The following is a 24909-nucleotide window of genomic DNA, read 5'->3' as shown; positions in this document are numbered from 1 at the left end:
CCCTCCCAGGAATGCGACACGCCCGACCGCGTGGACCGGAGTCCGGCGGCGGCGAGGAACCCGGTCCGACCGGATTCGCCCCGCGCGGGTGGAGGACAAGAAGGCGGGCATGATCCGCCGCACAGGGACAGGAACAGCACACCCGACGAGAGAGGCGTGACGCCATGGCGGGACAGAAGATCCGCATCCGGCTGAAGTCGTACGACCACGAGGTCATCGACGTCTCGGCCCGCAAGATCGTTGACACGGTCACGCGCGCAGGCGCGACGGTGGTGGGCCCCGTGCCGCTGCCGACGGAGAAGAACGTGTACTGCGTTATCCGTTCTCCCCACAAGTACAAGGACAGCCGCGAGCATTTCGAGATGCGCACCCACAAGCGGCTCATCGACATCATCGACCCGACCCCGAAGGCCGTCGACTCGCTCATGCGACTGGACCTGCCCGCGGACGTCAACATCGAGATCAAGCTCTGAGAGGGAGGTGCTGAGAGACTATGACCAACACCCAGAACATCAAGGGCCTGCTGGGCACGAAGCTCGGCATGACCCAGGTCTGGGATGAGGACAACAAGCTCATCCCTGTGACCGTGGTCAAGGCAGACCCGAACGTCGTCACCCAACTGCGCTCCGAGGAGACCGACGGCTACACCGCCGTGCAGATCGCCTACGGCCAGATCGATCCCCGCCGCGTGACCAAGCCCCTGGCCGGTCACTTCGAGAAGGCCGGCGTGACCCCGCGTCGCCACCTCGTCGAGCTGCGCACCGCCGACGCCGCCGAGTACTCGCTCGGCCAGGACGTGACCGTGGAGGTCTTCGAGGCCGGCCAGAAGGTCGACGTCGTGGGCACCACCAAGGGCAAGGGCTTCGCCGGCGCCATGAAGCGCCACGGCTTCGCCGGTGTGGGCGCCTCGCACGGCCAGCACAAGAACCACCGCAAGCCCGGCTCCGTGGGCGGCGCGTCCACCCCCGGCCGCGTGTTCAAGGGCCAGCGCATGCCCGGTCGCATGGGCGCCGTGCGCCAGACCACCATGAACCTGACCCTCCACGGCATCGACGTGGAGAACAACCTCCTGCTGATCAAGGGCGCGGTGCCCGGCTCCAAGGGCCAGGTCGTGCTCGTCCGCAGCGCCGTGAAGGGAGCCTGAGACCATGGCTGAGAACTCCGTGAAGACCGTCCAGGTCGATCTGCCCGCCGAGCTCTTCGACGTGCAGTCCAACGTGCCGCTCATGCACCAGGTCGTCGTCGCCCAGCTCGCCGCCGCCCGTCAGGGCACGCACAAGACGAAGCGCCGCGGCGAGGTGTCCGGTGCCGGTCGCAAGCCGTTCAAGCAGAAGGGCACCGGCCGCGCCCGTCAGGGCTCCATCCGCGCCCCGCACATGACCGGTGGTGGCGTCGTCCACGGCCCGACCCCGCGTGACTACTCGCAGCGCACCCCCAAGAAGATGAAGGCCGCCGCCCTGCGCGGTGCCCTGTCGGACCGCGCCCGCAACGGCCGCGTCCACGTCATCGAGGCCCTCGTGTCCGGGACCACCCCGTCCACCAAGGCCGCCAAGGCGGGCCTCGCGTCCCTGAACACCGGCCGCAAGAACGTGCTGCTGGTGATCGACCGGGCCGACGACGTCGCCGCCCTGTCCGCCCGCAACCTGCCCGCGGTCCACACCCTGTACGCCGACCAGCTGAACACCTACGACGTGCTCGTCTCCGACGACGTCGTGTTCACCCAGGCGGCCTACGAGGCGTACGTGGCCCAGGCTTCCGGCGCCAAGAAGGAGGATGCCCAGTGAGCGGCTCCATCAACAAGGATCCCCGCGACGTGATCATCGCTCCCGTCGTGTCGGAGAAGAGCTACGGTCTGATCGATGAGGGCAAGTACACCTTCCTGGTCGACCCGCGCTCCAACAAGTCCGAGATCAAGCAGGCGGTGGAGCGCATCTTCAACGTCGACGTGGCCTCGGTCAACACCCTGAACCGTTCCGGCAAGCGCCGTCGCACCCGCTTCGGGTGGGGCCAGCGCAAGTCCACCAAGCGTGCCATCGTCACGCTCAAGGACGGGACCATCGACATCTTCGGAGGTCCGCTCGCCTGATCGGCGTGCGGAGACCACTTAATCGAGGAACTGACACATGGCTATCCGTAAGTACAAGCCGACCACCCCGGGCCTGCGTGGCTCGTCCGTGGCCGACTTCGCAGAGATCACCCGGTCCACGCCGGAGAAGTCCCTTCTCCGTCCGCTGCACAAGACCGGCGGCCGCAACAACACCGGTCGCATCACCACCCGTCACAAGGGCGGCGGCCACAAGCGCCAGTACCGCCTGGTCGACTTCCGTCGCCACGACAAGGACGGCGTGCCCGCCACCGTCGCGCACATCGAGTACGACCCGAACCGCACCGCCCGCATCGCGCTGCTGCACTACGCGGACGGCGCCAAGCGCTACATCCTGGCCCCGGCCAAGCTGAAGCAGGGCGACGTGGTCGAGGCCGGCCCGAACGCCGACATCAAGCCCGGCAACAACCTGCCGATGCGCAACATCCCCGTGGGCACCACCATCCACGCGGTGGAGCTGCGCCCCGGCGGCGGCGCCAAGATGGCCCGCTCCGCCGGCGCGTCCGTGCAGCTGGTCGCCCGCGAGGGCAAGTACGCCCAGCTGCGCCTGCCCTCCGGGGAGATCCGCAACGTCGACGTGCGCTGCCGCGCCACGATCGGCGAGGTCGGCAACGCCGAGCAGTCGAACATCAACTGGGGCAAGGCCGGCCGCATGCGCTGGAAGGGCGTCCGCCCGACCGTCCGCGGTGTCGTCATGAACCCGGTCGACCACCCGCACGGCGGTGGCGAGGGCAAGACCTCCGGCGGTCGTCACCCCGTCAACCGGAACGGCAAGCCCGAGGGCCGCACGCGTCGTCCGAACAAGGAAAGCGACAAGCTCATCGTGCGTCGCCGTCGTACCGGCAAGAACAAGCGATAAGGGAGCAGGGAAGACATGCCTCGCAGCCTGAAGAAGGGCCCCTTCGTCGATCAGCACCTCTACCTGAAGGTTCTGGCCGAGAACGAGAAGGGCAGCAAGAACGTCATCAAGACCTGGTCCCGCCGGTCGATGATCATCCCGGACATGCTGGGTCACACCATCGCGGTCCACGACGGACGCAAGCACGTCCCGGTGTTCGTCACCGAGTCCATGGTGGGTCACAAGCTGGGCGAGTTCGCCCCGACCCGGACCTACCGCGGCCACGTGAAGGACGACAAGAAGGGCAAGCGTCGCTGAGCCTGAGGGCACAGCATGCTTGACCTTCTCGAGAATCGAAAGAGAGAAGCAATGGAAGCCAAGGCAATTGCGCGCCACCTGCGCGTGACGCCGATGAAGGCCCGGCGCGTCGTCGACCTGGTCCGTGGCAAGCAGGCCACCGAAGCACTGGCCATCCTGAAGTTCGCCCAGCAGGGTGCTTCGGAGCCGGTGTACAAGCTGGTGACCTCCGCGGTGGCGAACGCCCGTGTCAAGGCGGACCGCGAGGGCCAGGCCTTCGACGAGGACGCCCTCTACATCACCGAGGCCTTCGTGGACGAGGGCCCGACCATGAAGCGGTTCCAGCCCCGTGCTCAGGGCCGCGCGTACCGCATCAACAAGCGCACGAGCCACGTGACCGTGGTCGTGGCGTCCAAGGACGAGAAGGGTGGGAACTGACAATGGGACAGAAGATCAACCCCAACGGGTTCCGCCTCGGCATCACCACCGACCACGTCTCGCACTGGTTCGCGGACTCCCACAAGGAGGGCCAGCGCTACGCTGACTTCCTCAAGGAGGACGTCAAGATCCGCGAGCTGATGACCACCGGCATGGAGCGCGCCGGCATCTCCAAGGTGGAGATCGAGCGCACCCGTGACCGCGTGCGCGTGGACATCCACACCGCGCGTCCGGGCATCGTGATCGGCCGCCGCGGCGCCGAGGCCGACCGCATCCGCGGTGAGCTCGAGAAGCTCACCGGCAAGCAGATCCAGCTGAACATCCTCGAGGTCAAGAACCCCGAGACCGATGCCCAGCTGGTGGCGCAGGGTGTGGCCGAGCAGCTCGCCTCCCGCGTGGCGTTCCGCCGTGCGATGAAGAAGGCGATCCAGTCCGCCATGCGCGCCGGCGCGCAGGGCATCCGCATCCAGTGCTCCGGCCGCCTCGGCGGCGCCGAGATGAGCCGCTCGGAGTTCTACCGCGAGGGTCGCGTGCCGCTGCACACCCTCCGCGCGAACATCGACTTCGGCAAGTTCGAGGCCAAGACCACCTTCGGCCGCATCGGCGTGAAGGTCTGGATCTACAAGGGCGACCTGACCGCCAAGGAGCTCGCGGCCAAGGAGGCCGCGCAGCCCTCCGGCCGTGGCCGTGGCGGCGAGCGCCGTGGCGGCGGCGAGCGTCGTCGTCGCAACGATCGCGCCGAGCGTGCTCCCCGCCAGGAGAACGCCGGCGCCGGCGCCGAGACCCCGGCCGCCGCTCCCGCTGAAGGAGGCAACGCCTGATGCTGATCCCCCGTCGCGTCAAGCACCGCAAGCAGCACCACCCCAAGCGTTCCGGCGCCGCCAAGGGCGGCACCACCGTGACGTTCGGCGAGTGGGGCATCCAGGCGCTCACGCCGGCCTATGTGACCAACCGTCAGATCGAGGCCGCCCGTATCGCCATGACCCGCTACATCAAGCGTGGCGGCAAGGTCTGGATCAACATCTACCCGGACCGTCCGATCACCAAGAAGCCCGCCGAGACCCGCATGGGCTCCGGCAAGGGCTCGCCGGAGTGGTGGGTCGCCAACGTCAAGCCCGGACGCGTGCTCTTCGAGCTGTCGGGTGTCACGGAGGACGTCGCCCGTGAGGCGCTCCGCCTGGCCATCCACAAGCTGCCGCTGAAGGCCCGTATCATCCGTCGAGAGGGTGGTGAGTGATCCCATGGCGATCGGCACCAAGGATCTGAACGTCGAGTCCCTGGACGGGATGGACAACGCCCGCCTGCTGGAGGCCCTGAAGTCCTCCAAGGAGGAGCTGTTCAACCTGCGCTTCCAGGCCGCCACCGGCCAGCTGGACAACGCCAGTCGGCTGAAGTCCGTCAAGCGTGACATCGCGCGCATCTACACGATCCTGCGCGAGCGCGAGCTGGGCATCCGCGGCGATGTCGCCGCCGAGGCGCAGGCCGAGAAGAACGAGGAGGCTGCCAAGTGACCGAGCAGACCCCGGCCGTCTCCGAGGAGCGCGGCTACCGCAAGGCCCTCCGTGGCATCGTCGTGTCCGACAAGATGGACAAGACCATCGTCGTCGAGGTCCAGGACCGCAAGAAGCACTCGCTCTACGGCAAGGTGATGAAGACCTCGAAGCGCGTGAAGGCGCACGACGAGGACAACACCGCCGGCGTGGGCGACCGCGTCCGCATCGCCGAGACCCGCCCGCTGTCCGCCTCCAAGCGGTGGCGCCTGGTGGAGGTCGTCGAGCGCGCCAAGTGATCGACCCGGCCCCCTGAGGGCCGGCGACGCAGAGGGCCGCCCCGTGCACTGGCACGGGGCGGCCTTGTGCGTTAGACTTTGATATTCGTGCGCCCTCTCGTTGGCAGGACCATCCATCCTGTGTGCCGAGGGCCGCGCACACCGATCCCGGATCCGCCTCGGCCCTGCCCTGCGCGCCCCTCCGCTCTCGACCTCCCCGACGCTGTCTGAACACGCGTCGTCGGGGGACGACGGCGGGCGGCCCGCCTCGGGGGAGGGGTAAGCGTCCCGGGATGCCCGTTCAACCGTTCCGCAAGGCTCGCCCATCGTGGGGGAGAACCGGCGCGACGCTAGGAGAGACAAGTGATCCAGCAGGAGTCGCGGCTCAAGGTCGCCGACAACACCGGTGCGAAGGAAATCCTGACCATCCGTGTTCTCGGCGGTTCCGGACGCCGCTACGCAGGCATCGGCGACACCATCGTCGCCACCGTGAAGGACGCCATCCCCGGCGGCAACGTCAAGAAGGGCGACGTCGTCAAGGCCGTGGTGGTCCGCACCCGCAAGCAGTCCCGCCGTCCCGACGGCTCGTACATCAAGTTCGACGAGAACGCGGCGGTCATCCTGAAGACCGACGGCGAGCCCCGTGGCACGCGCATCTTCGGCCCCGTGGGTCGCGAGCTGCGTGACAAGAAGTTCATGAAGATCGTGTCGCTCGCCCCGGAGGTGATCTGACCTCATGGCCAAGATCAAGAAGGACGACCTCGTCCAGGTCATCAGTGGCAAGGACAAGGGCAAGCAGGGCAAGGTCCTGCGCGTGTTCCCGACGGATGAGCGCGTGCTCGTCGAGGGCGTGAACCGCGTGACCAAGCACCTGCGCGCCGGCCAGGACAACAACGGTTCCACCGAGGGCGGCCTGCAGGTCGTCGAGGCCCCGATCCACATCTCGAACGTGGCCGTGGTGGACCCGGAGACCAAGAAGCCGACCCGTGTGGGCTACCGCTTCGAGACCGTCGAGAAGGACGGCGTGAGCAAGACCGTGAAGGTCCGCTTCGCCAAGGCCTCGGGGAAGGAGCTGTGATGACCGAGGTGCAGCAGACCGAGAAGGTCACCCCGCGTCTGAAGACCAAGTACCGCGAGGAGATCCGCGACGCCCTGCAGGAGCAGTTCCAGTACGGGAACGTCATGCAGGTGCCGGGCCTTGTGAAGGTCGTCGTCAACATGGGCGTCGGCGAGGCCGCCAAGGACTCCAAGATCATCGACGGCGCGGTCACCGACCTCACCGCCATCACCGGCCAGAAGCCGATGATCACCAAGGCCCGCAAGTCCATCGCGCAGTTCAAGCTGCGTGAGGGCATGCCCATCGGCACCCACGCCACCCTCCGTGGCGATCGCATGTGGGAGTTCCTGGACCGCCTGGTCACGCTCGCGCTGCCGCGCATCCGTGACTTCCGCGGCCTGTCCGACCGCCAGTTCGACGGCAACGGCAACTACACCTTCGGCCTGTCCGAGCAGACCGTGTTCCACGAGATCGATCAGGACAAGATCGACCGCGTGCGCGGCATGGACATCACCGTGGTGACGACCGCCAAGAACGACGACGAGGGCCGCGCGCTGCTGAAGGCGCTGGGCTTCCCGTTCAAGACCGACCAGTAAGACCTCCACGCCACAGGTCCTCCACCGGTGAACCGATGGCGGAAACCACGGCGAGAAAGGGCGTGAAGCCCACATGACCATGACCGATCCCGTCGCAGACATGCTGACCCGTCTGCGCAACGCAAACTCGGCCTACCACGACACCGTGTCCATGCCGTCCTCGAAGCTGAAGACTCGCGTCGCCGAGATCCTCAAGGCCGAGGGCTACATCCAGGACTGGCGCGAGGAGGAGGCCGAGGTCGGCAAGAAGCTGACCATCGACCTGAAGTTCGGCCCGCAGCGTGAGCGTGCGATCGCCGGCCTGCGCCGCATCTCCAAGCCGGGCCTGCGCGTGTACGCGAAGTCCACGAACCTGCCCCACGTGCTGGGCGGCCTCGGCATCGCCATCCTGTCCACCTCCTCTGGTCTCCTCACGAACCAGCAGGCCGCCAAGAAGGGCGTGGGCGGAGAAGTCCTCGCCTACGTCTGGTGACGGGCAAGACGGAAGAAAGGCTGAACTGACATGTCTCGAATCGGACGTCTCCCGATCACCATCCCCGCCGGCGTCGATGTGACCATCGACGGCGACCGCGTCTCCGTGAAGGGCCCCAAGGGCCAGCTCGAGCACTCGCTGCCCACGCCCATCACGGCCACCCTCGAGGAGGGGCAGGTCACCGTGGCCCGCCCCGACGACGAGCGTGAGTCCCGCTCCCTGCACGGTCTGACCCGCACCCTCATCAGCAACATGGTCGAGGGCGTGACCAACGGCTTCTCCAAGCAGCTCGAGGTCGTCGGCACCGGCTACCGCGTGCAGGCCAAGGGCCAGGACCTCGAGTTCGCCCTGGGCTACTCCCACCCTGTCCCGGTGAAGGCGCCCCAGGGCATCACCTTCACGGTGGAGGGCAACAGGGTCACCGTCGCCGGTATCGACAAGCAGCAGGTCGGCGAGACCGCCGCCAACATCCGCAAGCTGCGCCGCCCCGACCCGTACAAGGGCAAGGGCGTGCGCTACGCGGGCGAGCAGATCCGCCGCAAGGCCGGAAAGGCAGGTAAGTGATGTCTACTCTGAAGGTGAAGGGCAAGGGCAAGTTCAACGCCCGCACCCGCCGCCACCTCCGGGTGCGCAAGCGGATCTCCGGCACCACCGTCCGTCCCCGCCTCGTCGTCAACCGCTCTGCACGGCACATGTTCGTGCAGGTCGTGGACGACACGCAGAGCCGCACGCTCGCGTACGCCTCCACCATGGAGGCCGACGTGCGTGCGCTCGAGGGTGACAAGACGGCCAAGGCCAAGCGCGTGGGCGAGCTCGTCGCCGAGCGTGCCAAGGCGGCCGGCATCGAGGCCGTGGTCTTCGACCGCGGCGGCAACAAGTACCACGGGCGCGTCGCGGCCGTGGCCGACGGTGCGCGAGAGGGTGGGCTGCAGCTGTGACCGAGAACATCAACCAGAAGGACACTCAGGTGACCGAGAGCACCGAGACCACCGTCTCCGAGACCGGGTCGGGCTCGGCGAGCCAGACCACCGAGCGCGCCGCCGGTGGCCGCGGCGGTCGCGACGGCGGCCGCGGTGGCCGTGACGGCGATCGTCGTGGCGGCCGTCGCGACGACCGCAACCGTCGTGGCGCCCAGGACGACGAGAAGGACCAGTTCCTCGAGCGAGTCGTGGGCATCAACCGCGTCTCCAAGGTCGTCAAGGGCGGCCGCCGATTCTCCTTCACCGCCCTCGTGGTGGTGGGTGACGGCGACGGCACCGTCGGCGTCGGCTACGGCAAGGCGAAGGAGGTCCCCGCTGCGATCCAGAAGGCCGTGGAGGAGGCCAAGAAGTCCTTCTTCCGCGTCCCCCGCGTCGGCTCCACCATCCCGCACCTGGTGCAGGGTGAGGACGCCGCCGGCGTCGTGCTGCTCCGCCCGGCCTCCCCGGGTACCGGCGTGATCGCCGGCGGTCCGGTGCGCGCCGTGCTCGAGTGCGCCGGCATCCACGACGTGCTCTCCAAGTCCATGGGCTCCGTGAACGCGATCAACATCGTGCGCGGCACCGTGGACGCCCTCAAGAAGCTGGAAGAGCCCCAGGCCGTCGCCGCCCGCCGCGGCAAGGCCCTGGACGAGATCGCCCCCCATGCGATGCTGCGCACCATGGAGAACGATCGCGCCCAGAAGAGCGCGAAGGCAGGTGCGTGAGCCGTGTTTGAGCCCACCCGCAAGAACATCCAGCCCTCGGACGCCACCCTGGTCATCACCCAGACCCGCGGCGTCACGGGCTCCAAGCAGAACCATCGGGACACCCTGCGCTCGCTGGGCCTGAAGCGGATCGGCCACCAGGTCACCCGCAAGGCCGATGCGGTGACGGTCGGCATGGTCAACACCGTGCCGCACCTGGTGTCCGTGGAGGAGGTCAACAATGGCTGACAACGACGCCATCAAGGTCCACGACCTGCGTCCGGCCCCCGGTGCCAAGACCGCCAAGACCCGCGTGGGTCGCGGTGAGGCGTCGAAGGGCAAGACCGCCGGTCGCGGCACCAAGGGCACCAAGGCCCGTTACCAGGTCCGTGCGGGCTTCGAGGGCGGCCAGCTGCCCCTGCAGATGCGTCTGCCGAAGCTCCGCGGCTTCAAGAACCCGTTCCGCACGGAGTACCAGGTCGTGAACCTGGACAAGCTCTCCGCGCACTTCCCCGAGGGCGGTGAGGTCACCGTGGACGCGCTCGTGTCCAAGGGCCTCGTCCGTCGCGGTCAGCCCGTGAAGGTGCTGGGCACGGGGGAGATCACCGCGGCCGTGCAGGTGAAGGCGAACGCCTTCTCCTCGTCCGCCGTGGAGAAGATCCAGGCCGCCGGCGGGTCCACCGAGACCCTCTGACACGCCGACCCATCGACCGAGGGCCCTGGCCCGGAGCAGGAGCTCCGGACCAGGGCCCTCGGTCCGTCCGTGTAGACTCGCACAGCGGCCGCCCCGGTGTTGCCGCCGTCTCGTGCCCCGCCCCGCGGCCGGCGCGCGCCCCACAGGACCACCGCAGGAGGACTCGTGCTCAAGGCCATCGCCCGGATCGTCCGGACGCCTGACCTGTTGCGGAAGATCGCCTTCACGCTCGGGCTCATCGCCGTCTACCGGATGGGCGCCTTCGTGCCGGCCCCCGGGGTGGACTACCCGGCGGTGCAGCAGTGTCTGGCAGCGGGCAACGCCCAGGGCGGCCTGTACTCCTTCGTGAACATGTTCTCGGGCGGGGCGCTCCTGCAGGTGTCCGTCTTCGCGCTCGGCATCATGCCCTACATCACGGCGTCGATCATCGTGCAGCTGCTGCGGGTGGTGATCCCGCGCTTCGAGCAGCTCCACCAGGAGGGCCCGCAGGGCCAGGCGACGCTGACGCAGTACACCCGCTACCTGACCCTCGCCCTCGCCCTGCTGCAGGCGACCACGATGGCCTCGCTGGCCCGCACCGGGGCCCTGCTCGGATGCAGCCTGCCGCTGCTGCGCGACGGCTCCATCCTCACGGTGCTGCTCGTGGTCATCGCCCTGACCACCGGATGTCTCATCGTCATGTGGTTCGGCGAGCGGATCACCGAGAACGGCGTGGGCAACGGCATGTCCCTGCTGATCTTCACCTCCATCGCGGCGGGCTTCCCGGCCGGCCTCGGCCAGGTGGTCCAGACGCAGGGCTGGCGCGTTTTCGCGATCGTCATGGGGATCGGCCTGCTCACCATGCTGGCCATCGTCTTCGTGGAGGAGTCGCAGCGCCGGATCCCGGTCCAGTACGCCAAGCGGCAGATCGGCTCGCGGACCGTGGGCGGGTCGAGCACCTACATCCCGGTCAAGGTGAACATGGCCAACGTCATCCCGGTCATCTTCGCCTCCTCCGTGTTGATGCTCCCGGGCATCCTCATCCAGTTCAACACGCCGCAGGACGGCAGTGCGCCGGCCCCGTGGATCACGTGGCTGAGCCGGTACTTCGGCTCCGGCGACCACCCGGTGTACATGGCACTGTACTTCCTGCTCATCATCGGCTTCACGTACTTCTACGTGTCCATCACGTTCAACCCGGTGGAGATCTCGGACAACATGAAGCGCTATGGCGGCTTCATCCCCGGCGTCCGCGCCGGACGGCCCACCGAGCGTTACCTGCAGTACGTCATCAGCCGCATCACGTTCGTGGGCGCCCTCTACCTCGGTATCGTGGCCATGATCCCGCTGATCGCCTTCGCGGTGATCGGCACCAGCCAGAACTTCCCGCTCGGCGGCACGTCCATCCTCATCATGGTGGGCGTCGGCCTCCAGACCGTGAAGCAGGTCAGCGCACAGATGGAGCAGCGCCACTACGAGGGCCTGCTGCGCTGAGCCCCGACCCGATCCCGCAACGCCGTCCGTATCGACAGTGAGGAACACACGATGACCCGCATGCTGCTCATGGGCCCTCCCGGTTCCGGCAAGGGCACCCAGGCCACCCGGATCGCCGACAAGATGGGGATCGTCCCGATCTCCACCGGTGACATCTTCCGCCACAACGTGAAGTCGATGACGCCGCTCGGCGTCGAGGCCAAGAAGTACATCGACAACGGCGACTTCGTCCCCGATGAGGTCACGAACCGCATGGTCGCGGACCGCATCGCCCAGGCCGACGCGGAGCACGGCTTCCTGCTGGACGGCTACCCGCGCACGAAGGGCCAGGTCGAGGCGCTGGACGCCATGCTCGCCGAGTCCGGCCAGTCGCTGTCCGCCGTCGTCGAGCTGGAGGTGCCCGACGAGGAGCTCGTGGAGCGTCTGCTCAAGCGTGCCGAGATCGAGGGCCGCGCGGACGACACCCAGGAGGTCATCGAGCACCGCCTGGACCTGTACCACCGCGAGACCGAGTCCGTCATCCAGGAGTACGTGGAGCGCGGCATCGTCGCCCGCGTGGACGGCACCGGGCAGATCGACGACGTCACCGAGCGCCTGCTGCAGGCCGTGTACTCCGTGCGTGCCGCCACGGGCTCCCTGCCCGTGATCCAGCCGGGCGCGGAGTCCTGACCCCGTGATCGGCCGCCGCTCGCTCGAGCTCAAGACCGCCCCCCAGCTGCAGGCCATGCAGCGCGCGGGGGTGGTCCTGTCCGAGGCGTTGGACGCCACGCTGGCCGCGGCCGCGCCGGGCGTCACCACCGCGGAGCTGGACGCCGTGTTCGCGGGCGTGCTGGCCGAGCGCGGTGCCACGTCCAACTTCCTGGGCTACTACGACTTCCCGGCCTCGATCTGCACCTCGGTCAACGACGAGGTCGTGCACGGCATCCCCGGGGACCGGGTCCTGCAGACCGGCGACGTGCTGAAGGTCGACGGGGGCGCGATCGTGGACGGCTGGCACGCCGACTCGGCCCGCACGGTGATCCTGGGCTCCTCCGCGGCCGGCACCGCGGACCCGGCCGACGAGCGCCTCTCGGCGATCACGCGGGAGGCACTCTGGGTCGGCATCGCGGCCTTCGCCTCCGCCACCCACGTCGGGGACATCGGGGACGCCATCGACGACTTCGTCTCCGCGCAGCCGGGCGAGGAGCTCGGCATCCTCGAGGAGTACGTGGGGCACGGCATCGGCTCGGCCATGCACCTGCCGCCGGACGTGTTCAACTACCGCACCGGCCACCGGGGGCCCAAGATCCGCCCCGGTCTGGCACTCGCCATCGAGCCGATGCTGGTGCGTGGCTCCATCGACACGAAGGTGCTCGCGGACGACTGGACCGTGGTGACCCTCGACGGCGCCCGCGCCAGCCAGTGGGAGCACTCGGTCTGCCGGCACGACGGCGGTGTGTGGGTGCTCACCGCGCCCGACGGCGGCGCCTCCGAGCTCGCCCGGTTCGGCGTGGTCCCGGTCCCGCCGGGGGAGTGAGCGGCCCGAGCTGTCGGCCGTCCGTCCCGCCCGTCCGGCGGACCGGGCGGCCGTCGTCGTCTGTGCTGGTTCTCAGACCGAGAATGCGGTATCATCGAACGTTGTTCGTGTGCGCGCACTCGTGTGCGCCGGCGAGCAGACCCGTTCCCGCCCCGTCACCCGGCCCTCCGCGGCCGTGCCCGGGGCATGACGATTGTGGAGGACATGGCTAAGAAGGAAGGTGTCATCGAGGTCGAGGGCACGGTGTCGGAGGCATTGCCGAACGCGATGTTCCGGGTCCGTCTGCAGAACGAGCACGTCGTGCTCGCCACGATCTCCGGAAAGATGCGTCAGCACTACATCCGCATCCTCCCCGAGGATCGCGTCGTGGTGGAGCTTAGCCCGTACGACCTCAACCGGGGTCGGATCGTGTACCGATACAAGTAAGAACCCCCGTCCAAGCGAGCGCAGGAGGAAGAGCCGTGAAGGTTCAGCCGAGCGTGAAGCGGATTTGTGACAAGTGCCAGGTCGTGCGCCGTAAGGGCCGCGTGCTGGTGATCTGCTCGAACCCGCGCCACAAGCAGCGCCAGGGCTGATCGCCTCCCCGGGAGCCCGGGGAGCGACGCCGTCGCGTTGACCACACCACCCACCGGCCATCGGGCCGAACAGCAGGGACAGCGGTCCACCCCGTGAGGGGAGGGCCCCCACCTCCGGCCGCAGGGGCCGGAGACCGACGACGGCGGACGCCCGCCGCGGAGCACGCCGGATCTTCCCCGGCGCCGCGACGACGGGTCCGCGAGGCCCAGTGCCGCGTCGTGCGGGACGTCCCTGGTGCAGACCCCTGCTGCAGAAGAACAGGAGGACGGCCACATGGCTCGTCTTGCAGGCGTTGACATTCCGCGCGAGAAGCGCGTGATCATCGCACTCACGTACATCTACGGTGTGGGCAAGACCCGCGCTGAGGAGACCCTCGCCGCCACGGGCATCGACCCGAACATCCGCGTGAAGGACCTCTCCGACGAGCAGCTGGTGCAGCTGCGCGACCACATCGAGGGCAGCTACAAGGTGGAGGGCGACCTCCGCCGCGAGGTGGCCGCCGACATCCGTCGCAAGGTGGAGATCGGCTCCTACGAGGGCCTGCGCCACCGCCGCGGCCTGCCGGTGCGCGGCCAGCGCACGAAGACCAACGCCCGTACCCGCAAGGGCCCCAAGAAGACGGTCGCCGGCAAGAAGAAGTGATCCTGCACCGGCGGTGACCGCGTCCACGTCCGGACGCCCCGCCCGCAGCATCAGCACCAGCAGCTTTCCCGGAGGAGAATCACATGCCCCCCAAGACTCGCGCATCGGCTGCCCGCAAGCCGCGTCGCAAGGCCAACAAGAACATCACCGTGGGCCAGGCCCACATCAAGAGCACGTTCAACAACACCATCGTGTCCATCACGGACACCACGGGTGCCGTCATCTCCTGGGCCTCGTCCGGCGAGGTCGGCTTCAAGGGGTCGCGCAAGTCGACCCCGTACGCCGCGCAGATGGCCGCCGAGCAGGCCGCCAAGCGTGCGCAGGAGCACGGCATGAAGAAGGTGGACGTCTTCGTGAAGGGTCCGGGCTCGGGCCGCGAGACCGCCATCCGCTCCCTGCAGGCCGCCGGCCTCGAGGTGGGGTCCATCCAGGACGTCACCCCCATGGCCCACAACGGCGCTCGCCCGGCGAAGCGCCGCCGCGTCTGACCTGAGCGCTGTGTCCGCGTCCGCCCCCGCCCGGGGCGGACGCGGACAGGTCTGCGGACCTGCCCCCACCCCGTCCTCGTTTCCACCCACCGCGTGCGTCATATGGCGGACGCTCGCCGAAAGGAAATGTCCGTGCTCATTGCACAGCGCCCCACGCTGACCGAAGAGGTCGTCTCCGACCGTCGTTCCCGGTTCGTCATCGAGCCCCTGGAGCCCGGCTTCGGCTACACCCTCGGCAACTCCCTGCGCCGCACTCTGCTCTCGTCGATCCCCGGTGCTGCCGTGACCAGCATCCGCGTGGACGGCGTGCTGCACGAGTTCAGCACCGTCAACGGAGTCAAGGAGGATGTCACCGAGATCATCCTCAACATCAAGAAGCTCTCCGTCTCCTCGGAGAACGACGAGCCCGTGGTGGCCTACCTGCGCAAGCAGGGGGCCGGCGTCGTCACCGCCGCGGACATCACCGCGCCGGCCGGCGTCGAGATCCACAACCCGGACCTGCACATCGCGACCCTGAACGCGAAGGGCAAGTTCGACATGGAGCTGACCATCGAGCGCGGTCGCGGCTACGTGACCGCCGCCCAGAACAAGTCCGCGGACGCGGAGATCGGCCGTATCCCGGTCGACTCCATCTACTCCCCGGTCCTCAAGGTGACCTTCAAGGTCGAGGCCACCCGTGTGGAGCAGCGCACCGACTTCGACCGTCTGATCCTGGACGTGGAGACCAAGGAGAACATGCTGCCGCGTGACGCGGTGGCCTCTGCCGGCTCCACCCTGGTCGAGCTGTTCGGCCTGGCCCGCTCGCTCAACGTCGAGGCCGAGGGCATCGACCTGGGTGACGAGCCCGAGGTCGTCGAGGGCTCCGCCGACCTGGCCCAGCCGATCGAGGAGCTCGAGCTCACCGTGCGCTCGTACAACTGCCTCAAGCGCGAGGGCATCCACACCGTGGGCGAGCTCGTGGGCCGGTCCGAGGCCGACCTGATGGACATCCGCAACTTCGGCGCGAAGTCCATCGACGAGGTCAAGGAGAAGCTCCAGGAGCTGGGCCTGTCCCTCAAGGACTCGCCGGCCGGCTACGACCCGCAGGCGCACGCGCGCCAGATGGACGACGACCCGTTCTCGGACTACTGAGCCGATTCCGCACCACCTGACATCTTCGACCCGACGCCGCAGCCGGCTGAAGGGTCCCACCCGAGGAGAAACACCATGCCTACCCCCACCAAGGGTCCGCGTCTGGGCGGCAGCCCGGCCCACGAGCGCATCATGCTGGCGAACATGTCCGCCCAGCTGTTCGAGCACAAGTCGATCACCACGACGCTCACCCGCGCCAAGCGCCTGCGCCCGTACGCCGAGCGCCTGATCACCTTCGCCAAGAAGGGCGATCTGCCGGCCCGCCGCAAGGTGCAGGGTCTCATCGCCGCCAAGAACCGCACCAACAAGGCGGTCGTGCACGAGCTGTTCACCGTGATCGGCCCGGCGATGGCCGAGCGCAACGGCGGTTACACCCGCATCACCAAGATCGGCAACCGCCAGGGCGACAACGCGCCCATGGCCGTGATCGAGCTGATCATGGACCCGATCTCCGGCAAGCAGGCCGTGGTGCGTGAGGCCGAGCAGGCCGCCGCGTCCGCGCCGGCCGCGCCGGCCGAGTCCACCCCGGTGGAGGCCGTCGACCCGGCCGCCACCGAGGAGGTCACCGTGGCCGAGTCGCAGGAGGCCGCCGCCGAGATCGACGGCGCCGTGCCCACCAACGAGGACGGCTCGGCTCCGGCCGAGGCCACCATCAAGGGCAACGCCAGCTCGAAGAAGTACCACGTCCCCGGCTCGCGCTGGTACGACCAGACCACCGCCGAGGTCTGGTTCTCCACCGTCGAGGAGGCCAAGGCCGCGGGCTTCGAGCCCGCCGGTGGCGAGGCCGCCCAGAAGATGGCCTGACGCCATCGCGGGAGTCCGCGTCCGTCCCCGTGACGACGCCCCGGCGAGGGCCGTCCACCACCCGGTGGGCGGCCCTTCGCCGTCCCCGGCCCCGCCCCGCTGAGAGGAGCAGCATGAGCGAGCAGCACCGCCCGGACGTCCCGCCGGCACCCGGGGATCCCGCATCCGTGCGAGTCCGCCTGGACCTGGCCTACGACGGCGGCACCTTCCACGGCTGGGCCCGCCAGCCCGGTCTCGACTCGGTCCAGGGTGCGCTGGAGGACGGGCTCGAGCGGATCCTGCGCCGGCCCGTGCGCACGGTGGTCGCCGGCCGCACCGACGCGGGGGTGCACGCGCGCGGCCAGGTCGTCCACCTCGACCTGACCGAGACGGAGTGGGCGGGCCTGACCCGCGGCCGGCCCGGCCTGGAGCCGGCCACCTCCCTCACCCGCCGCCTCGGCGGGGTGCTCTCCGGGTGGGGCGGGGCCGTCGTCGTGCACGGGGCGCGGCGGGCCCCCGCGGGCTTCGACGCGCGGTTCAGCGCGCTGTGGCGCGAGTACGAGTACCGGATCGACGACGCACCCGCCGCGCGTGATCCGCGCACGCGGGGCTTCACCCACTGGCACGGCGCCGCCCTGGACGATCGCCTCATGGCGCTGGAGGCCGACGCCGTCCTCGGACTGCACGACTTCCTGTCCTTCTGCCGGCCCCGCGCGGGCGCCACGACCATCCGCGAGGTCCAGCACCTGGAGGTGCGACGCGATGAGGACGGCGTCGTGCGCGTCCGGATCCGGGCCGACGCGTTCTGCCACAACATGGTCCGGGCGATCGTCGGGGCGCTGCTGCAGGTGGGGGAGGGGGCCCGCGAGCCCGGCTGGCTCGCGCACCGGGTGGCGAGGCCGGCCCGCGACTCCGAGGTGCGCCTCGCCCCGCCCGGGGGGCTGACGCTGCTCGCCGTCGGCTATCCCGACGAGGCGGAGGAGCTGCGCCGGCGCGCCGAGGGCACCCGGGCGAAGCGGACCCTGTGAGCCGGGGTCGCCCGCGGCGGCGGCTTTTGGCTCCGGGGCCCGCGTTCGGTAGGATGGGTGGACGTTGCGCATGCCCGCACCCGGATGCGTCGTGCCGCGAGTGGCTCAGTTGCATGGCCTTCAGCTCGCGCCGCACCCCCGGGGCATCGGGCCCGGACGCCTTCCAGCCCTCACCTGGGGGACCGGCGCGCACGGAGAACTGACAGCGCGAGCGCGCCGGAATCACGACCCGGCGGGCAGGTGCTGTGGACCACCACCGACCCTGAAGGCAGACAACGTGCGTACGTACTCTCCCAAGCCTGGCGACGCCGACCGTCAGTGGCACATCATCGATGCCACCGACGTCGTCCTCGGCCGCCTGGCCTCCCACACCGCCACCCTCCTGCGCGGCAAGCACAAGCCGACGTTCGCCCCCCACATGGACATGGGCGACTACGTCATCATCGTGAACGCCGAGAAGGTCGCCCTCACCGGCGCCAAGCTCGAGAAGAAGCGCGCCTACCGCCACTCGGGCTACCCGGGCGGCCTGAAGTCGCAGTCCTACGCCGAGCTGCTCGAGACCAACCCGGTCCGCGCCGTGGAGAAGGCCGTCAAGGGCATGCTCCCGAAGAACTCGCTGGCCGCCCAGCAGCTCTCCAAGCTGAAGGTGTACAAGGGCGCCGAGCACCCGCACACCGCCCAGCAGCCCCAGACCTTCGAGATCGGCCAGGTCGCCCAGTGACCCCGGCGGGCCACTGACGCAGACCTTCCCTGAGGAGAACCATGAGCATCAACGAGAACGACGACGTGGAGCTGACGAGCTACACCTCTGAGTCCACCGCCGCCGCCGAGGCCCCCGTCGCCTCCGAGCGCCCGGCCCTGACCGTGCCCGGCTCCGCCGTCGGCCGCCGCAAGGAGGCCGTGGCCCGCGTGCGCCTCGTCCCCGGCTCCGGCCAGTGGACCATCAACGGTCGCGCCCTGGAGAACTACTTTCCGAACAAGCTGCACCAGCAGGAGGTCTCCGACCCCTTCACGCTGCTGGAGCTGACCGGCGCCTACGACGTGATCGCCCGCATCCACGGCGGCGGCCCCTCCGGCCAGGCCGGTGCGCTGCGCCTGGGCATCTCCCGCGCCCTCAACGAGATCAACCGCGAGCACAACCGCCCGGCGCTCAAGAAGGCCGGCTTCCTGACCCGCGACGCCCGCGTCATCGAGCGCAAGAAGGCCGGCCTCAAGAAGGCCCGCAAGGCCTCGCAGTTCTCGAAGCGCTGATCCTGCGCCGCACGGTGTCCCCACCGTGCCCCCGCCGACGCCCCGTCCCGCTCCTCACGAGCGGGGCGGGGCGTCCGCCGTCTCCGTGGGCCGGCGGCACCTGACCCAGGGGTAATATGAAGGCGCATGGCGACGACGCCATGACGGGCCGCTCGCCCGTCCGGTGCGCGGTCCGATCGGAGACACCCTCGGGAGCCGCCGTGGCCGAGAACACGAGTCCCACGCCCGACCCCCGCACCCGTGGCGAGCACGGCACGGAGCACGCCGCGCAGGCCCCCTTCGCCGTGACCCGTGACTACGCCGCCGAGGTGGACGAGATCCGGGAGCTGGGCCGCAAGCTCGGCGGGGAGAAGAAGACCCCCCACCCCGGACCCGCAGGCCTGGCGTGAGGGCTACCCGTACAAGACCAAGCTCAGCCGCAAGAGCTACGAACGACGCAAGCGCGAGCTGCAGATCGAGCTGCTGAAGATGCAGCTCTGGGTCAAGGAGACCGGCCAGAAGGTCCTGATCATCTTCGAGGGCCGCGACGCCGCCGACAAGGGCGGCGCCATCAAGCGCTTCAACGAGCACCTCAACCCCCGCGGCGCCCGGACCGTGGCCCTGGAGAAGCCCACGGAGGAGGAGGCCTCGCAGTGGTACTTCCAGTGCTACATCCAGCACCTCGAGTTCATGCGCGAGACCCCTGAGCTGGAGCGCATGCTCGTCAACTCCGGCGTGCACATCATCAAGTTCTGGTTCTCCGTGTCCCAGCGTGAGCAGCTCAATCGCTTCGCCGCGCGGGAGACCGACCCCGTGCGTCGCTGGAAGCTCTCGCCCACCGACCTGGCCTCCCTGGACAAGTGGGACGACTACACGAACGCGAAGGAGGCCATGTTCTTCTACACGCACACGGCCGACGCCCCGTGGACCGTCGTGAAGTCGAACGACAAGAAGCGCGCCCGCCTCGAGGCCATCCGCCACGTGCTGCACACGCTGCCCTACCCGGACAAGGACGAGCGCATCGTCCACCGCCCCGACCCGCAGATCTGCGGCCCGGCCAACGAGCTGGCCGAGTACGGCGAGGTCTCCGGCGGCTCGTTCCCGCGCGTGCGCTGACCGGGCCGCACACGACGGCGCCCCTCACCGTCCGGGGAGGGGCGCCGTCGTGTGCGGGGGCGGATTCAGCCGCGCTCCTCCTCCACGTACTCCGGGGTGACGTGGGCGTCGTCGAAGAGGTTGTCCGCCCCGAAGCCCTCCGAGACGTGGTACTCGCCCGAGGCCAGGGAGAGGCGGACGTCCTCGCGCAGGATCGGCAGCTTGGCGTAGAACGCGTCGCCGCAGCAGCTGGTGGCGGTGACGTCGCGGTGGCCGATGATGCGGGACGGCGGCAGCTCGTACTGCTGGCAGATGTAGGCGACGAGCGGCACCAGGCCGGCGTAGAGGCTCTGCGGCGGCGGGTTCAGCATGTACAGCCCCTCGCACTCGATGCCGAGCGCATACGCGTTGAACCCGAGCGCGTGGACGCCGAGCATGAACGTCTGTCCGCCCTCGAGCGCGTGCCGGGAGCCGTGGCGGCCCTCCATCGCAAAGCCGCCGCGGGAGACGGTGAAGTGCTGCCCGGTATCGCCCCAGTCGTTCGCGGGGCTCATGTGCGCGTTCTGGACCACCTGTGCGATGCTTTCCGCCGCCTCCCGGGAGCCGTCCGTGACGTTCGGCGTGGTGGTGTGGTGGATCACCAGGTAGGAGGGGCGCTCGTTCAGGGTCTGCAGGTAGTAGTTGGGCTGCATGGCGCCCCACTGCGCCGTGGTGATGATGTCCGGGGCGGGCAGGCGGGTGGCCTGCTCGTCGCCCTCCGAGCTCTGCTCGGCCTGCTCATCACGCCCGCAGCCGGCCACGCCGGCGGCGATCGCCAGGCCCGTGCCGCCCAGCACGCTGCGGCGCGTCCAGGAACGGGAGGGCGGGGGCGGGGTCACGTCGGGCATGGATCGAGGTCCTTCGGGTTCGGGGCGGGGCCTCCCGGGCGGATGTGAGCGGACGGGCGCGCGGCCGCGGGGGCTCGACCGGTCCGATGCTACCGCCCCCCGGCCCGTTTCGTGACCCTCCCGTGATGCAGGCCGCAGGGGCGGCCCCTACACTGACTGATCATGTCGAGATTGTTCGGAACCGATGGCGTCCGTGGCCTGGCCAACGAGACCCTCACCGTGGAGTTGTCCGTCCAGCTGGCCCAGGCCGCCTCGCCCGTCCTCGGCGCGGAGGCCTTCGACGCCGGCCGACGCCCGGTCGCCGTCGTGGCCCGGGACCCGCGCATCAGCGGTGAGTTCATCGCGGCCGCCGTGCAGGCGGGCCTGGCGTCCTCGGGCGTGGACGTGTGGGATGCGGGCGTGCTGCCGACCCCCGCCGCCGCCTATCTCGTGGGGGACCTGGACGCCGACTTCGGCGTGATGATCTCCGCCTCCCACAACCCGGCCCCGGACAACGGCATCAAGTTCCTCGCGCGCGGCGGCGAGAAGCTGACCGACGCGCAGGAGGACGAGATCATCCGTCACCTCGAGGGCGTGACGCCGCGGCGGCCCCAGGGCGCGGACGTGGGCCGCGTGCGCGTCTTCGCGGACGCCGAGGACCGCTACGTCCTCCACCTCCTGCAGACCCTCCCGCACCGGCTGGACGGGCTCAAGGTCGTCTTGGACTGCGCACACGGTGCGGCCGCCGGCTGCTCGCCCGAGGCGTTCCGCGCCGCCGGCGCGGAGGTCGTCGTGATCGGCGCGTCCCCGGACGGGCTCAACATCAACGACGGCTACGGCTCCACCCACCTCGAGAAGCTCCAGGCGGCCGTGCGCGAGCACGGCGCGGACCTCGGCATCGCGCACGACGGCGACGCCGACCGGTGCCTCGCCGTGGACGAGCGCGGCGAGGTCGTCGACGGCGACCAGATCATGGGCGTCATGGCCGTGGCCCTCAAGGACCGCGGCGTCCTGCGGGACGACACCCTGGTCGTGACCGTCATGTCCAACCTGGGCCTGAAGCTGGCCATGGGCCGGGAGGGCGTCCAGCTCGTCGAGACCCAGGTGGGCGACCGCTACGTCCTGGCCGGCATGAAGCTCGGCGACTACTCGCTCGGCGGCGAGCAGTCCGGCCACGTGATCTTCTCGGACCACGCCACCACCGGCGACGGGGTCCTCACCGGCCTGCAGCTCGCCTCGCGCGTCGCCGAGACCGGCACCCCGCTCTCCGAGCTGGCCGCGGTGATGGACCGGCTGCCCCAGGTCCTCGTGAACGTGCGCGGCGTGGACAAGTCCCGCGCCGCCGAGGACGAGGCCGTCCAGGCGGCGGTGGCCGAGGCGGAGGCCCGCCTCGGCGAGACCGGCCGCGTGCTGCTGCGCCCGTCGGGCACGGAGCCGGTCGTGCGCGTCATGGTCGAGGCCCCGGACGAGGAGACCGCCGGCCGGGAGGCCCAGGTGCTGGCCGACGTCGTGCAGCGCGAGCTGCGCCTGCACGACTGACCGGACCGATGACGTCGGACGCGGCCCCCCGGCCCCGCCGCTGGACCCTGTTCGCGGGGCTGCTCGCGGGGCTGGCGGTCCTGTGGTCGGCCGCGTTCCTCGCCGTGGACGCGCCCGTGTGTGCGCGGCAGAGCGCCCCCGTGGAGTGGTTGCCGTGCCTGGATCCGGACCGGCAGGACTCGGAGGTCGCCCCGGACGCCGGGTCCAGCGCGGACCGGACGACGTCGCGGCCCTGAGGGCACGGCCCCGGTGCCGCCGAGGGCATGAAGGAAGGGCGCGGGGCGACTCGCGTGAGTCGTCCCGGGCCCTTCGGCGTCGGACAGGGGGAGATCAGAGGGTGGTGGTCCCGGAGGTGGGGCCGCCGCGGCGCTCGGCGAGCAGGTCGCGGATCTCGGTGAGCACGGCGACGTCGGCGGGCACCTCCTCCTCGGCGGGGTCGATGCCGAGGCGGCGGTTGCGGGCCTCGATCATCTTGTTCATCGGCATCACGATGGCGAAGTACACGGCCGCGGCGATGAGCAGGAAGTTGACGAGGGCGGTGAGCAGCACGCCGAACTTCACGTCGTTGCCGTTGACCGTCAGCACGGCGAACGAGTCGAAGTTCGGCGAGCCCACGGCGGCGGCGATGAGCGGCATGAGGACCGCCTCGACGAGCGCGTTCACGATCTTGCCGAAGGCGGCGCCGATGATGACGGCGACGGCAAGGTCGAGGACGTTGCCCTTCATGATGAAGTCTTTGAATCCCTGGAGCATGGGGAGAATCCTACGTGTCACGAAGGCGGCGCGGTACGGGTTCGAGCGAGTCGTGCGTCTCAGTCCGCGTAGTCGGGTGCCGGAGGCAGACCCCACGCGGTCTCGAGGACGCCGCCGGCCGCCTCGACCCGGGCCGCCTCCGCGGACCCGACGTAGCGCAGGTGCCAGGGCTCGTGGGCGAAGCCCGTCACGTCCTCGGCCCCGACGGGATAGCGGATGACGAACCCGTACTCGGCGGCGTGCGCGGCCACCCAGCGGCCCGCGGCGGTGTCGCCGAAGCACGCTTCCAGGTCACACGCGGGGGTCGCGGCGTCGCCCACGTCCCAGGCCAGGCCGGTCTGGTGCTCGGAGTACCCCGGACGCGCCGAGACGCGGTCGGCCTCGGCGCGGCCCAGCTCGTCGACCCAGTGGCCGTACGTCCGGACCTGGTAGTCGTACGAGCGGTAGGCGCTCAGGGTGGTGAGGCGGTGGCCCGCCGCCGCGGCGGCATCCAGCAGGTCACCGGCCGCCGTCGCGGCCGCCGCCCGCAGGGACAGCTCGCTGCCGGGCACGGCCACCAGATCCGAGGGCGCCCAGTCGGGCGGGGCCACGGGGCGGGTCTTGTTCACGACGACGTCGAGGGTGGCCGGGTCGGCGTGCGTGCCCGACGACGGCGCCGTGCTCGAGGCGGCGCCGGACGACGCGGCCGCGCTCGCGGAGCCGGACGTCGGCGTCGTCGGCGTCGAGGACGGGCCCGCGGCGGGCGTGCCGCAACCGGCCACGAGCAGCGCGAGCGCGGCCAGCGCGGCGAGAGGGAGGGTGCGACGCATGGATCAGACCTTCCTCAGCAGCACGCGGGTCACCTCGTGTTGCGCGTTCTTCGTGAGCACCAGCCGGGCGCGCCCGCGGGTCGGGCGCACGTTCTGCTCGAGGTTCGGGCCGTTGATGGAGTCCCAGATGGACTCGGCCGTCGCCTGAGCCTCGGCGTCCGACAGGGAGGAGTACCGGTGGAAGTAGCTGCGCGGGTCGGCGAAGGCCCCCGAGCGCAGACCCATGAACCGGTCGATGTACCAGGACCGGATCCAGGACGCGCGCGCGTCCACGTACACCGAGAAGTCGAAGAAGTCGGAGACGGAGAGCCCGGCGGTGCCGTCGGCCCGGGTGCGCGGCGGGGCCAGCACGTTGAGTCCCTCCACGATCAGCACGTCGGGACGGTGCACCACCTGTTCCTCGCCCGGCACGATGTCGTAGGTGATGTGCGAGTACACGGGCGCGCGCACCTCCTGCGCCCCGGACTTGACGTCCGCCATGAAGCGCAGCAGCGCGCGGCGGTCGTAGGACTCGGGGAAGCCCTTGCGGGACATGATGCCGCGCTCGTGCAGCACCGCGTTGGGGTGCAGGAAGCCGTCCGTGGTGACCAGCTCGACGCGCGGCGTCGTCGGCCAGCGGCGCAGCATCTCCTGGAGCACACGCGCCGTCGTCGACTTGCCGACGGCGACCGACCCGGCCACCCCGATCACGTACGGGGTGCGCCCCGTCCGCTCGCCGAGGAACGCGTTGGTCGCGCTGCGCAGGGCCGCGGAGGCCTCCACGTTGATGCTCAGCAGGCGCGAGAGCGGAAGGTAGACCTCGGCAACCTCGCGCAGGGACAGATGCTCGCCGAGGCCGCGCAGACGCTCCACGTCCGCCTGGTCGAAGGGCTGCGCCATCTCCGAGGCGAGACGGGCCCAGGTCTGGCGGTCCAGCTCCACGAAGGGGGAGCGCTGGTGGCCGTCGGGCACGGCGTCCGCGGGCTCCTCGGGGCCCACGAGGGGCAGCTCGGAGGTCGGGGGGGTGTAGGTCACCCGATCCATTATGGCCGCGGCCCGCCCGGAGCGGGCCCC

The 24909-nt window shown here is 70.0% G+C and carries 38 protein-coding genes and 1 pseudogene; 35 read left to right on the top strand and 4 right to left on the bottom strand.

Annotated elements, in window-relative coordinates; translation table 11 throughout:
- The first annotated feature begins 164 nt into the window (after positions 1 to 164).
- The 33 genes and pseudogenes from rpsJ (at position 165) to J1M37_RS00410 (ending at position 19910) form a co-directional block, all read left to right on the top strand.
- On the top strand, positions 165 to 473 hold the full coding sequence (gene rpsJ, locus J1M37_RS00570) for a 30S ribosomal protein S10 (protein WP_002857463.1): 309 nt from the start codon (positions 165 to 167) through the stop codon (positions 471 to 473).
- Positions 474 to 493: 20 nt separating this feature from the next.
- On the top strand, positions 494 to 1144 hold the full coding sequence (rplC, locus tag J1M37_RS00565; protein WP_036317759.1) for a 50S ribosomal protein L3: 651 nt from the start codon (positions 494 to 496) through the stop codon (positions 1142 to 1144).
- A 4-nt stretch (positions 1145 to 1148) separates the two neighbouring features.
- On the top strand, positions 1149 to 1784 hold the full coding sequence (gene rplD / locus J1M37_RS00560; RefSeq protein ID WP_041103272.1) for a 50S ribosomal protein L4: 636 nt from the start codon (positions 1149 to 1151) through the stop codon (positions 1782 to 1784).
- Complete coding sequence (rplW, locus tag J1M37_RS00555) at positions 1781 to 2086, top strand: 50S ribosomal protein L23 (RefSeq protein WP_002857471.1); 306 nt, start codon at positions 1781 to 1783, stop codon at positions 2084 to 2086. Before rplD ends, rplW begins: the two co-directional genes overlap by 4 nt.
- 37 nt (positions 2087 to 2123) lie before the next feature.
- Positions 2124 to 2963, top strand: a complete 840-nt coding sequence (gene rplB / locus J1M37_RS00550; protein ID WP_010080386.1) for a 50S ribosomal protein L2 — start codon at positions 2124 to 2126, stop codon at positions 2961 to 2963.
- A gap of 15 nt (positions 2964 to 2978) precedes the next feature.
- On the top strand, positions 2979 to 3260 hold the full coding sequence (gene rpsS, locus J1M37_RS00545) for a 30S ribosomal protein S19 (protein WP_002857475.1): 282 nt from the start codon (positions 2979 to 2981) through the stop codon (positions 3258 to 3260).
- A gap of 51 nt (positions 3261 to 3311) precedes the next feature.
- The gene (rplV, locus tag J1M37_RS00540; protein WP_002857477.1) at positions 3312 to 3677 is read left to right on the top strand and encodes a 50S ribosomal protein L22; all 366 of its coding nucleotides are present in this window, start codon (positions 3312 to 3314) and stop codon (positions 3675 to 3677) included.
- Positions 3678 to 3679: 2 nt separating this feature from the next.
- Positions 3680 to 4498 (top strand): 30S ribosomal protein S3, encoded by an 819-nt coding sequence (gene rpsC / locus J1M37_RS00535; protein ID WP_002857479.1) that lies wholly within the window; start codon positions 3680 to 3682, stop codon positions 4496 to 4498.
- On the top strand, positions 4498 to 4914 hold the full coding sequence (rplP, locus tag J1M37_RS00530) for a 50S ribosomal protein L16 (RefSeq protein WP_002857481.1): 417 nt from the start codon (positions 4498 to 4500) through the stop codon (positions 4912 to 4914). The genes rpsC and rplP overlap by 1 nt, the downstream gene beginning before the upstream one ends.
- Before the next feature lie 4 nt (positions 4915 to 4918).
- Positions 4919 to 5188 carry a 50S ribosomal protein L29 gene (gene rpmC, locus J1M37_RS00525; RefSeq protein ID WP_002857484.1) on the top strand — a complete coding sequence of 90 codons (270 nt, stop codon included), beginning with the start codon at positions 4919 to 4921 and terminating at the stop codon, positions 5186 to 5188.
- Positions 5185 to 5466 carry a 30S ribosomal protein S17 gene (gene rpsQ / locus J1M37_RS00520; protein WP_002857485.1) on the top strand — a complete coding sequence of 94 codons (282 nt, stop codon included), beginning with the start codon at positions 5185 to 5187 and terminating at the stop codon, positions 5464 to 5466. Before rpmC ends, rpsQ begins: the two co-directional genes overlap by 4 nt.
- 342 nt (positions 5467 to 5808) lie before the next feature.
- Positions 5809 to 6177 (top strand): 50S ribosomal protein L14, encoded by a 369-nt coding sequence (gene rplN / locus J1M37_RS00515; RefSeq protein ID WP_002857487.1) that lies wholly within the window; start codon positions 5809 to 5811, stop codon positions 6175 to 6177.
- Positions 6178 to 6181: 4 nt separating this feature from the next.
- Complete coding sequence (gene rplX / locus J1M37_RS00510; RefSeq protein ID WP_002857489.1) at positions 6182 to 6523, top strand: 50S ribosomal protein L24; 342 nt, start codon at positions 6182 to 6184, stop codon at positions 6521 to 6523.
- A complete protein-coding gene (gene rplE, locus J1M37_RS00505) occupies positions 6523 to 7098 on the top strand; it encodes a 50S ribosomal protein L5 (RefSeq protein ID WP_036337950.1) in 576 nt (191 codons plus the stop codon). Before rplX ends, rplE begins: the two co-directional genes overlap by 1 nt.
- 73 nt (positions 7099 to 7171) lie before the next feature.
- Entirely contained in the window at positions 7172 to 7570 is a 399-nt protein-coding gene (gene rpsH / locus J1M37_RS00500; RefSeq protein WP_002857494.1) for a 30S ribosomal protein S8, read from the top strand.
- Between the two features lie 30 nt (positions 7571 to 7600).
- Complete coding sequence (gene rplF, locus J1M37_RS00495) at positions 7601 to 8134, top strand: 50S ribosomal protein L6 (RefSeq protein WP_002857496.1); 534 nt, start codon at positions 7601 to 7603, stop codon at positions 8132 to 8134.
- Complete coding sequence (gene rplR, locus J1M37_RS00490; RefSeq protein WP_002857498.1) at positions 8134 to 8508, top strand: 50S ribosomal protein L18; 375 nt, start codon at positions 8134 to 8136, stop codon at positions 8506 to 8508. The genes rplF and rplR overlap by 1 nt, the downstream gene beginning before the upstream one ends.
- Entirely contained in the window at positions 8505 to 9254 is a 750-nt protein-coding gene (gene rpsE, locus J1M37_RS00485; RefSeq protein WP_036337953.1) for a 30S ribosomal protein S5, read from the top strand. The genes rplR and rpsE overlap by 4 nt, the downstream gene beginning before the upstream one ends.
- 3 nt (positions 9255 to 9257) lie before the next feature.
- Positions 9258 to 9482 (top strand): 50S ribosomal protein L30, encoded by a 225-nt coding sequence (gene rpmD / locus J1M37_RS00480; protein WP_002857502.1) that lies wholly within the window; start codon positions 9258 to 9260, stop codon positions 9480 to 9482.
- Positions 9475 to 9927, top strand: a complete 453-nt coding sequence (gene rplO, locus J1M37_RS00475; protein ID WP_002857504.1) for a 50S ribosomal protein L15 — start codon at positions 9475 to 9477, stop codon at positions 9925 to 9927. The genes rpmD and rplO overlap by 8 nt, the downstream gene beginning before the upstream one ends.
- A gap of 165 nt (positions 9928 to 10092) precedes the next feature.
- Positions 10093 to 11400, top strand: coding sequence for a preprotein translocase subunit SecY (gene secY / locus J1M37_RS00470; RefSeq protein WP_012751035.1), 1308 nt, complete (start codon positions 10093 to 10095; stop codon positions 11398 to 11400).
- A 51-nt stretch (positions 11401 to 11451) separates the two neighbouring features.
- Entirely contained in the window at positions 11452 to 12069 is a 618-nt protein-coding gene (locus J1M37_RS00465; protein WP_036381548.1) for an adenylate kinase, read from the top strand.
- Between the two features lie 4 nt (positions 12070 to 12073).
- Positions 12074 to 12916, top strand: coding sequence for a type I methionyl aminopeptidase (gene map / locus J1M37_RS00460; protein ID WP_036381552.1), 843 nt, complete (start codon positions 12074 to 12076; stop codon positions 12914 to 12916).
- Between the two features lie 204 nt (positions 12917 to 13120).
- Entirely contained in the window at positions 13121 to 13342 is a 222-nt protein-coding gene (gene infA, locus J1M37_RS00455; RefSeq protein ID WP_010080397.1) for a translation initiation factor IF-1, read from the top strand.
- A 35-nt stretch (positions 13343 to 13377) separates the two neighbouring features.
- On the top strand, positions 13378 to 13491 hold the full coding sequence (gene rpmJ / locus J1M37_RS00450; RefSeq protein ID WP_002857509.1) for a 50S ribosomal protein L36: 114 nt from the start codon (positions 13378 to 13380) through the stop codon (positions 13489 to 13491).
- A 274-nt stretch (positions 13492 to 13765) separates the two neighbouring features.
- Positions 13766 to 14134: a 30S ribosomal protein S13 gene (gene rpsM, locus J1M37_RS00445; protein ID WP_017487821.1), complete on the top strand. Its 369-nt coding sequence runs from the start codon at positions 13766 to 13768 to the stop codon at positions 14132 to 14134.
- Positions 14135 to 14217: 83 nt separating this feature from the next.
- Positions 14218 to 14622, top strand: a complete 405-nt coding sequence (gene rpsK / locus J1M37_RS00440; RefSeq protein WP_002857513.1) for a 30S ribosomal protein S11 — start codon at positions 14218 to 14220, stop codon at positions 14620 to 14622.
- A gap of 132 nt (positions 14623 to 14754) precedes the next feature.
- Complete coding sequence (locus J1M37_RS00435; protein WP_044659560.1) at positions 14755 to 15753, top strand: DNA-directed RNA polymerase subunit alpha; 999 nt, start codon at positions 14755 to 14757, stop codon at positions 15751 to 15753.
- Between the two features lie 75 nt (positions 15754 to 15828).
- Complete coding sequence (gene rplQ / locus J1M37_RS00430) at positions 15829 to 16557, top strand: 50S ribosomal protein L17, sunset domain variant (RefSeq protein WP_041103274.1); 729 nt, start codon at positions 15829 to 15831, stop codon at positions 16555 to 16557.
- A 113-nt stretch (positions 16558 to 16670) separates the two neighbouring features.
- The gene (gene truA / locus J1M37_RS00425; RefSeq protein ID WP_095353619.1) at positions 16671 to 17564 is read left to right on the top strand and encodes a tRNA pseudouridine(38-40) synthase TruA; all 894 of its coding nucleotides are present in this window, start codon (positions 16671 to 16673) and stop codon (positions 17562 to 17564) included.
- Between the two features lie 277 nt (positions 17565 to 17841).
- Positions 17842 to 18285: a 50S ribosomal protein L13 gene (gene rplM / locus J1M37_RS00420; protein ID WP_002857519.1), complete on the top strand. Its 444-nt coding sequence runs from the start codon at positions 17842 to 17844 to the stop codon at positions 18283 to 18285.
- Positions 18286 to 18326: 41 nt separating this feature from the next.
- The gene (rpsI, locus tag J1M37_RS00415; protein WP_095353618.1) at positions 18327 to 18815 is read left to right on the top strand and encodes a 30S ribosomal protein S9; all 489 of its coding nucleotides are present in this window, start codon (positions 18327 to 18329) and stop codon (positions 18813 to 18815) included.
- A gap of 200 nt (positions 18816 to 19015) precedes the next feature.
- A pseudogene (locus tag J1M37_RS00410) lies at positions 19016 to 19910 on the top strand (polyphosphate kinase 2).
- Between the two features lie 65 nt (positions 19911 to 19975).
- On the opposite strand, the gene J1M37_RS00405 reads toward J1M37_RS00410, so the two are convergent.
- A complete protein-coding gene (locus tag J1M37_RS00405; protein WP_041103278.1) occupies positions 19976 to 20776 on the bottom strand; it encodes a peptidoglycan recognition protein family protein in 801 nt (266 codons plus the stop codon).
- A 162-nt stretch (positions 20777 to 20938) separates the two neighbouring features.
- On the opposite strand from J1M37_RS00405, the gene glmM reads away from it, so the two are divergent.
- Positions 20939 to 22294 (top strand): phosphoglucosamine mutase, encoded by a 1356-nt coding sequence (gene glmM, locus J1M37_RS00400; protein ID WP_029248315.1) that lies wholly within the window; start codon positions 20939 to 20941, stop codon positions 22292 to 22294.
- A gap of 8 nt (positions 22295 to 22302) precedes the next feature.
- Positions 22303 to 22530, top strand: a complete 228-nt coding sequence (locus tag J1M37_RS00395; protein ID WP_010080407.1) for a hypothetical protein — start codon at positions 22303 to 22305, stop codon at positions 22528 to 22530.
- 94 nt (positions 22531 to 22624) lie between these two features.
- On the opposite strand, the gene mscL is transcribed toward J1M37_RS00395, so the two are convergent.
- The 3 genes from mscL to coaA are packed head-to-tail and all read right to left on the bottom strand — an operon-like array spanning position 22625 to position 24870.
- Positions 22625 to 23047, bottom strand: a complete 423-nt coding sequence (gene mscL / locus J1M37_RS00390) for a large conductance mechanosensitive channel protein MscL (protein WP_073116799.1) — start codon at positions 23045 to 23047, stop codon at positions 22625 to 22627.
- A 59-nt stretch (positions 23048 to 23106) separates the two neighbouring features.
- Positions 23107 to 23856, bottom strand: a complete 750-nt coding sequence (locus J1M37_RS00385) for a M15 family metallopeptidase (RefSeq protein ID WP_178329100.1) — start codon at positions 23854 to 23856, stop codon at positions 23107 to 23109.
- A gap of 3 nt (positions 23857 to 23859) precedes the next feature.
- Entirely contained in the window at positions 23860 to 24870 is a 1011-nt protein-coding gene (gene coaA, locus J1M37_RS00380; RefSeq protein ID WP_044659424.1) for a type I pantothenate kinase, read from the bottom strand.
- Between the last annotated feature and the right edge of the window lie 39 nt (positions 24871 to 24909).

Source organism: Micrococcus sp. KRD012, assembly GCF_017168555.1.
Lineage (GTDB): Bacteria > Actinomycetota > Actinomycetes > Actinomycetales > Micrococcaceae > Micrococcus > Micrococcus luteus.
The sequence above is the reverse complement of the archived record's forward strand: the minus strand, read 5'-3'. Positions and strand labels throughout refer to the sequence as shown.

Bases quoted from the DNA above. Each gene is read 5' to 3' on its own strand.
- rpsJ (WP_002857463.1), top strand. From the start codon at position 165: ATGGCGGGACAGAAGATCCGCATCCGGCTGAAGTCGTACGACCACGAG.
- rplC (WP_036317759.1), top strand. From the start codon at position 494: ATGACCAACACCCAGAACATCAAGGGCCTGCTGGGCACGAAGCTCGGC.
- rplD (WP_041103272.1), top strand. From the start codon at position 1,149: ATGGCTGAGAACTCCGTGAAGACCGTCCAGGTCGATCTGCCCGCCGAG.
- rplB (WP_010080386.1), top strand. From the start codon at position 2,124: ATGGCTATCCGTAAGTACAAGCCGACCACCCCGGGCCTGCGTGGCTCG.
- rpsS (WP_002857475.1), top strand. From the start codon at position 2,979: ATGCCTCGCAGCCTGAAGAAGGGCCCCTTCGTCGATCAGCACCTCTAC.
- rplV (WP_002857477.1), top strand. From the start codon at position 3,312: ATGGAAGCCAAGGCAATTGCGCGCCACCTGCGCGTGACGCCGATGAAG.
- rpsC (WP_002857479.1), top strand. From the start codon at position 3,680: ATGGGACAGAAGATCAACCCCAACGGGTTCCGCCTCGGCATCACCACC.
- rplP (WP_002857481.1), top strand. From the start codon at position 4,498: ATGCTGATCCCCCGTCGCGTCAAGCACCGCAAGCAGCACCACCCCAAG.
- rpmC (WP_002857484.1), top strand. From the start codon at position 4,919: ATGGCGATCGGCACCAAGGATCTGAACGTCGAGTCCCTGGACGGGATG.
- rplX (WP_002857489.1), top strand. From the start codon at position 6,182: ATGGCCAAGATCAAGAAGGACGACCTCGTCCAGGTCATCAGTGGCAAG.
- rplE (WP_036337950.1), top strand. From the start codon at position 6,523: ATGACCGAGGTGCAGCAGACCGAGAAGGTCACCCCGCGTCTGAAGACC.
- rpsH (WP_002857494.1), top strand. From the start codon at position 7,172: ATGACCATGACCGATCCCGTCGCAGACATGCTGACCCGTCTGCGCAAC.
- rplF (WP_002857496.1), top strand. From the start codon at position 7,601: ATGTCTCGAATCGGACGTCTCCCGATCACCATCCCCGCCGGCGTCGAT.
- rplR (WP_002857498.1), top strand. From the start codon at position 8,134: ATGTCTACTCTGAAGGTGAAGGGCAAGGGCAAGTTCAACGCCCGCACC.
- rplO (WP_002857504.1), top strand. From the start codon at position 9,475: ATGGCTGACAACGACGCCATCAAGGTCCACGACCTGCGTCCGGCCCCC.
- J1M37_RS00465 (WP_036381548.1), top strand. From the start codon at position 11,452: ATGACCCGCATGCTGCTCATGGGCCCTCCCGGTTCCGGCAAGGGCACC.
- infA (WP_010080397.1), top strand. From the start codon at position 13,121: ATGGCTAAGAAGGAAGGTGTCATCGAGGTCGAGGGCACGGTGTCGGAG.
- rpsM (WP_017487821.1), top strand. From the start codon at position 13,766: ATGGCTCGTCTTGCAGGCGTTGACATTCCGCGCGAGAAGCGCGTGATC.
- rpsK (WP_002857513.1), top strand. From the start codon at position 14,218: ATGCCCCCCAAGACTCGCGCATCGGCTGCCCGCAAGCCGCGTCGCAAG.
- rplQ (WP_041103274.1), top strand. From the start codon at position 15,829: ATGCCTACCCCCACCAAGGGTCCGCGTCTGGGCGGCAGCCCGGCCCAC.
- truA (WP_095353619.1), top strand. From the start codon at position 16,671: ATGAGCGAGCAGCACCGCCCGGACGTCCCGCCGGCACCCGGGGATCCC.
- rpsI (WP_095353618.1), top strand. From the start codon at position 18,327: ATGAGCATCAACGAGAACGACGACGTGGAGCTGACGAGCTACACCTCT.
- J1M37_RS00405 (WP_041103278.1), bottom strand. From the start codon at position 20,776: ATGCCCGACGTGACCCCGCCCCCGCCCTCCCGTTCCTGGACGCGCCGC.
- glmM (WP_029248315.1), top strand. From the start codon at position 20,939: ATGTCGAGATTGTTCGGAACCGATGGCGTCCGTGGCCTGGCCAACGAG.
- J1M37_RS00395 (WP_010080407.1), top strand. From the start codon at position 22,303: ATGACGTCGGACGCGGCCCCCCGGCCCCGCCGCTGGACCCTGTTCGCG.
- mscL (WP_073116799.1), bottom strand. From the start codon at position 23,047: ATGCTCCAGGGATTCAAAGACTTCATCATGAAGGGCAACGTCCTCGAC.
- J1M37_RS00385 (WP_178329100.1), bottom strand. From the start codon at position 23,856: ATGCGTCGCACCCTCCCTCTCGCCGCGCTGGCCGCGCTCGCGCTGCTC.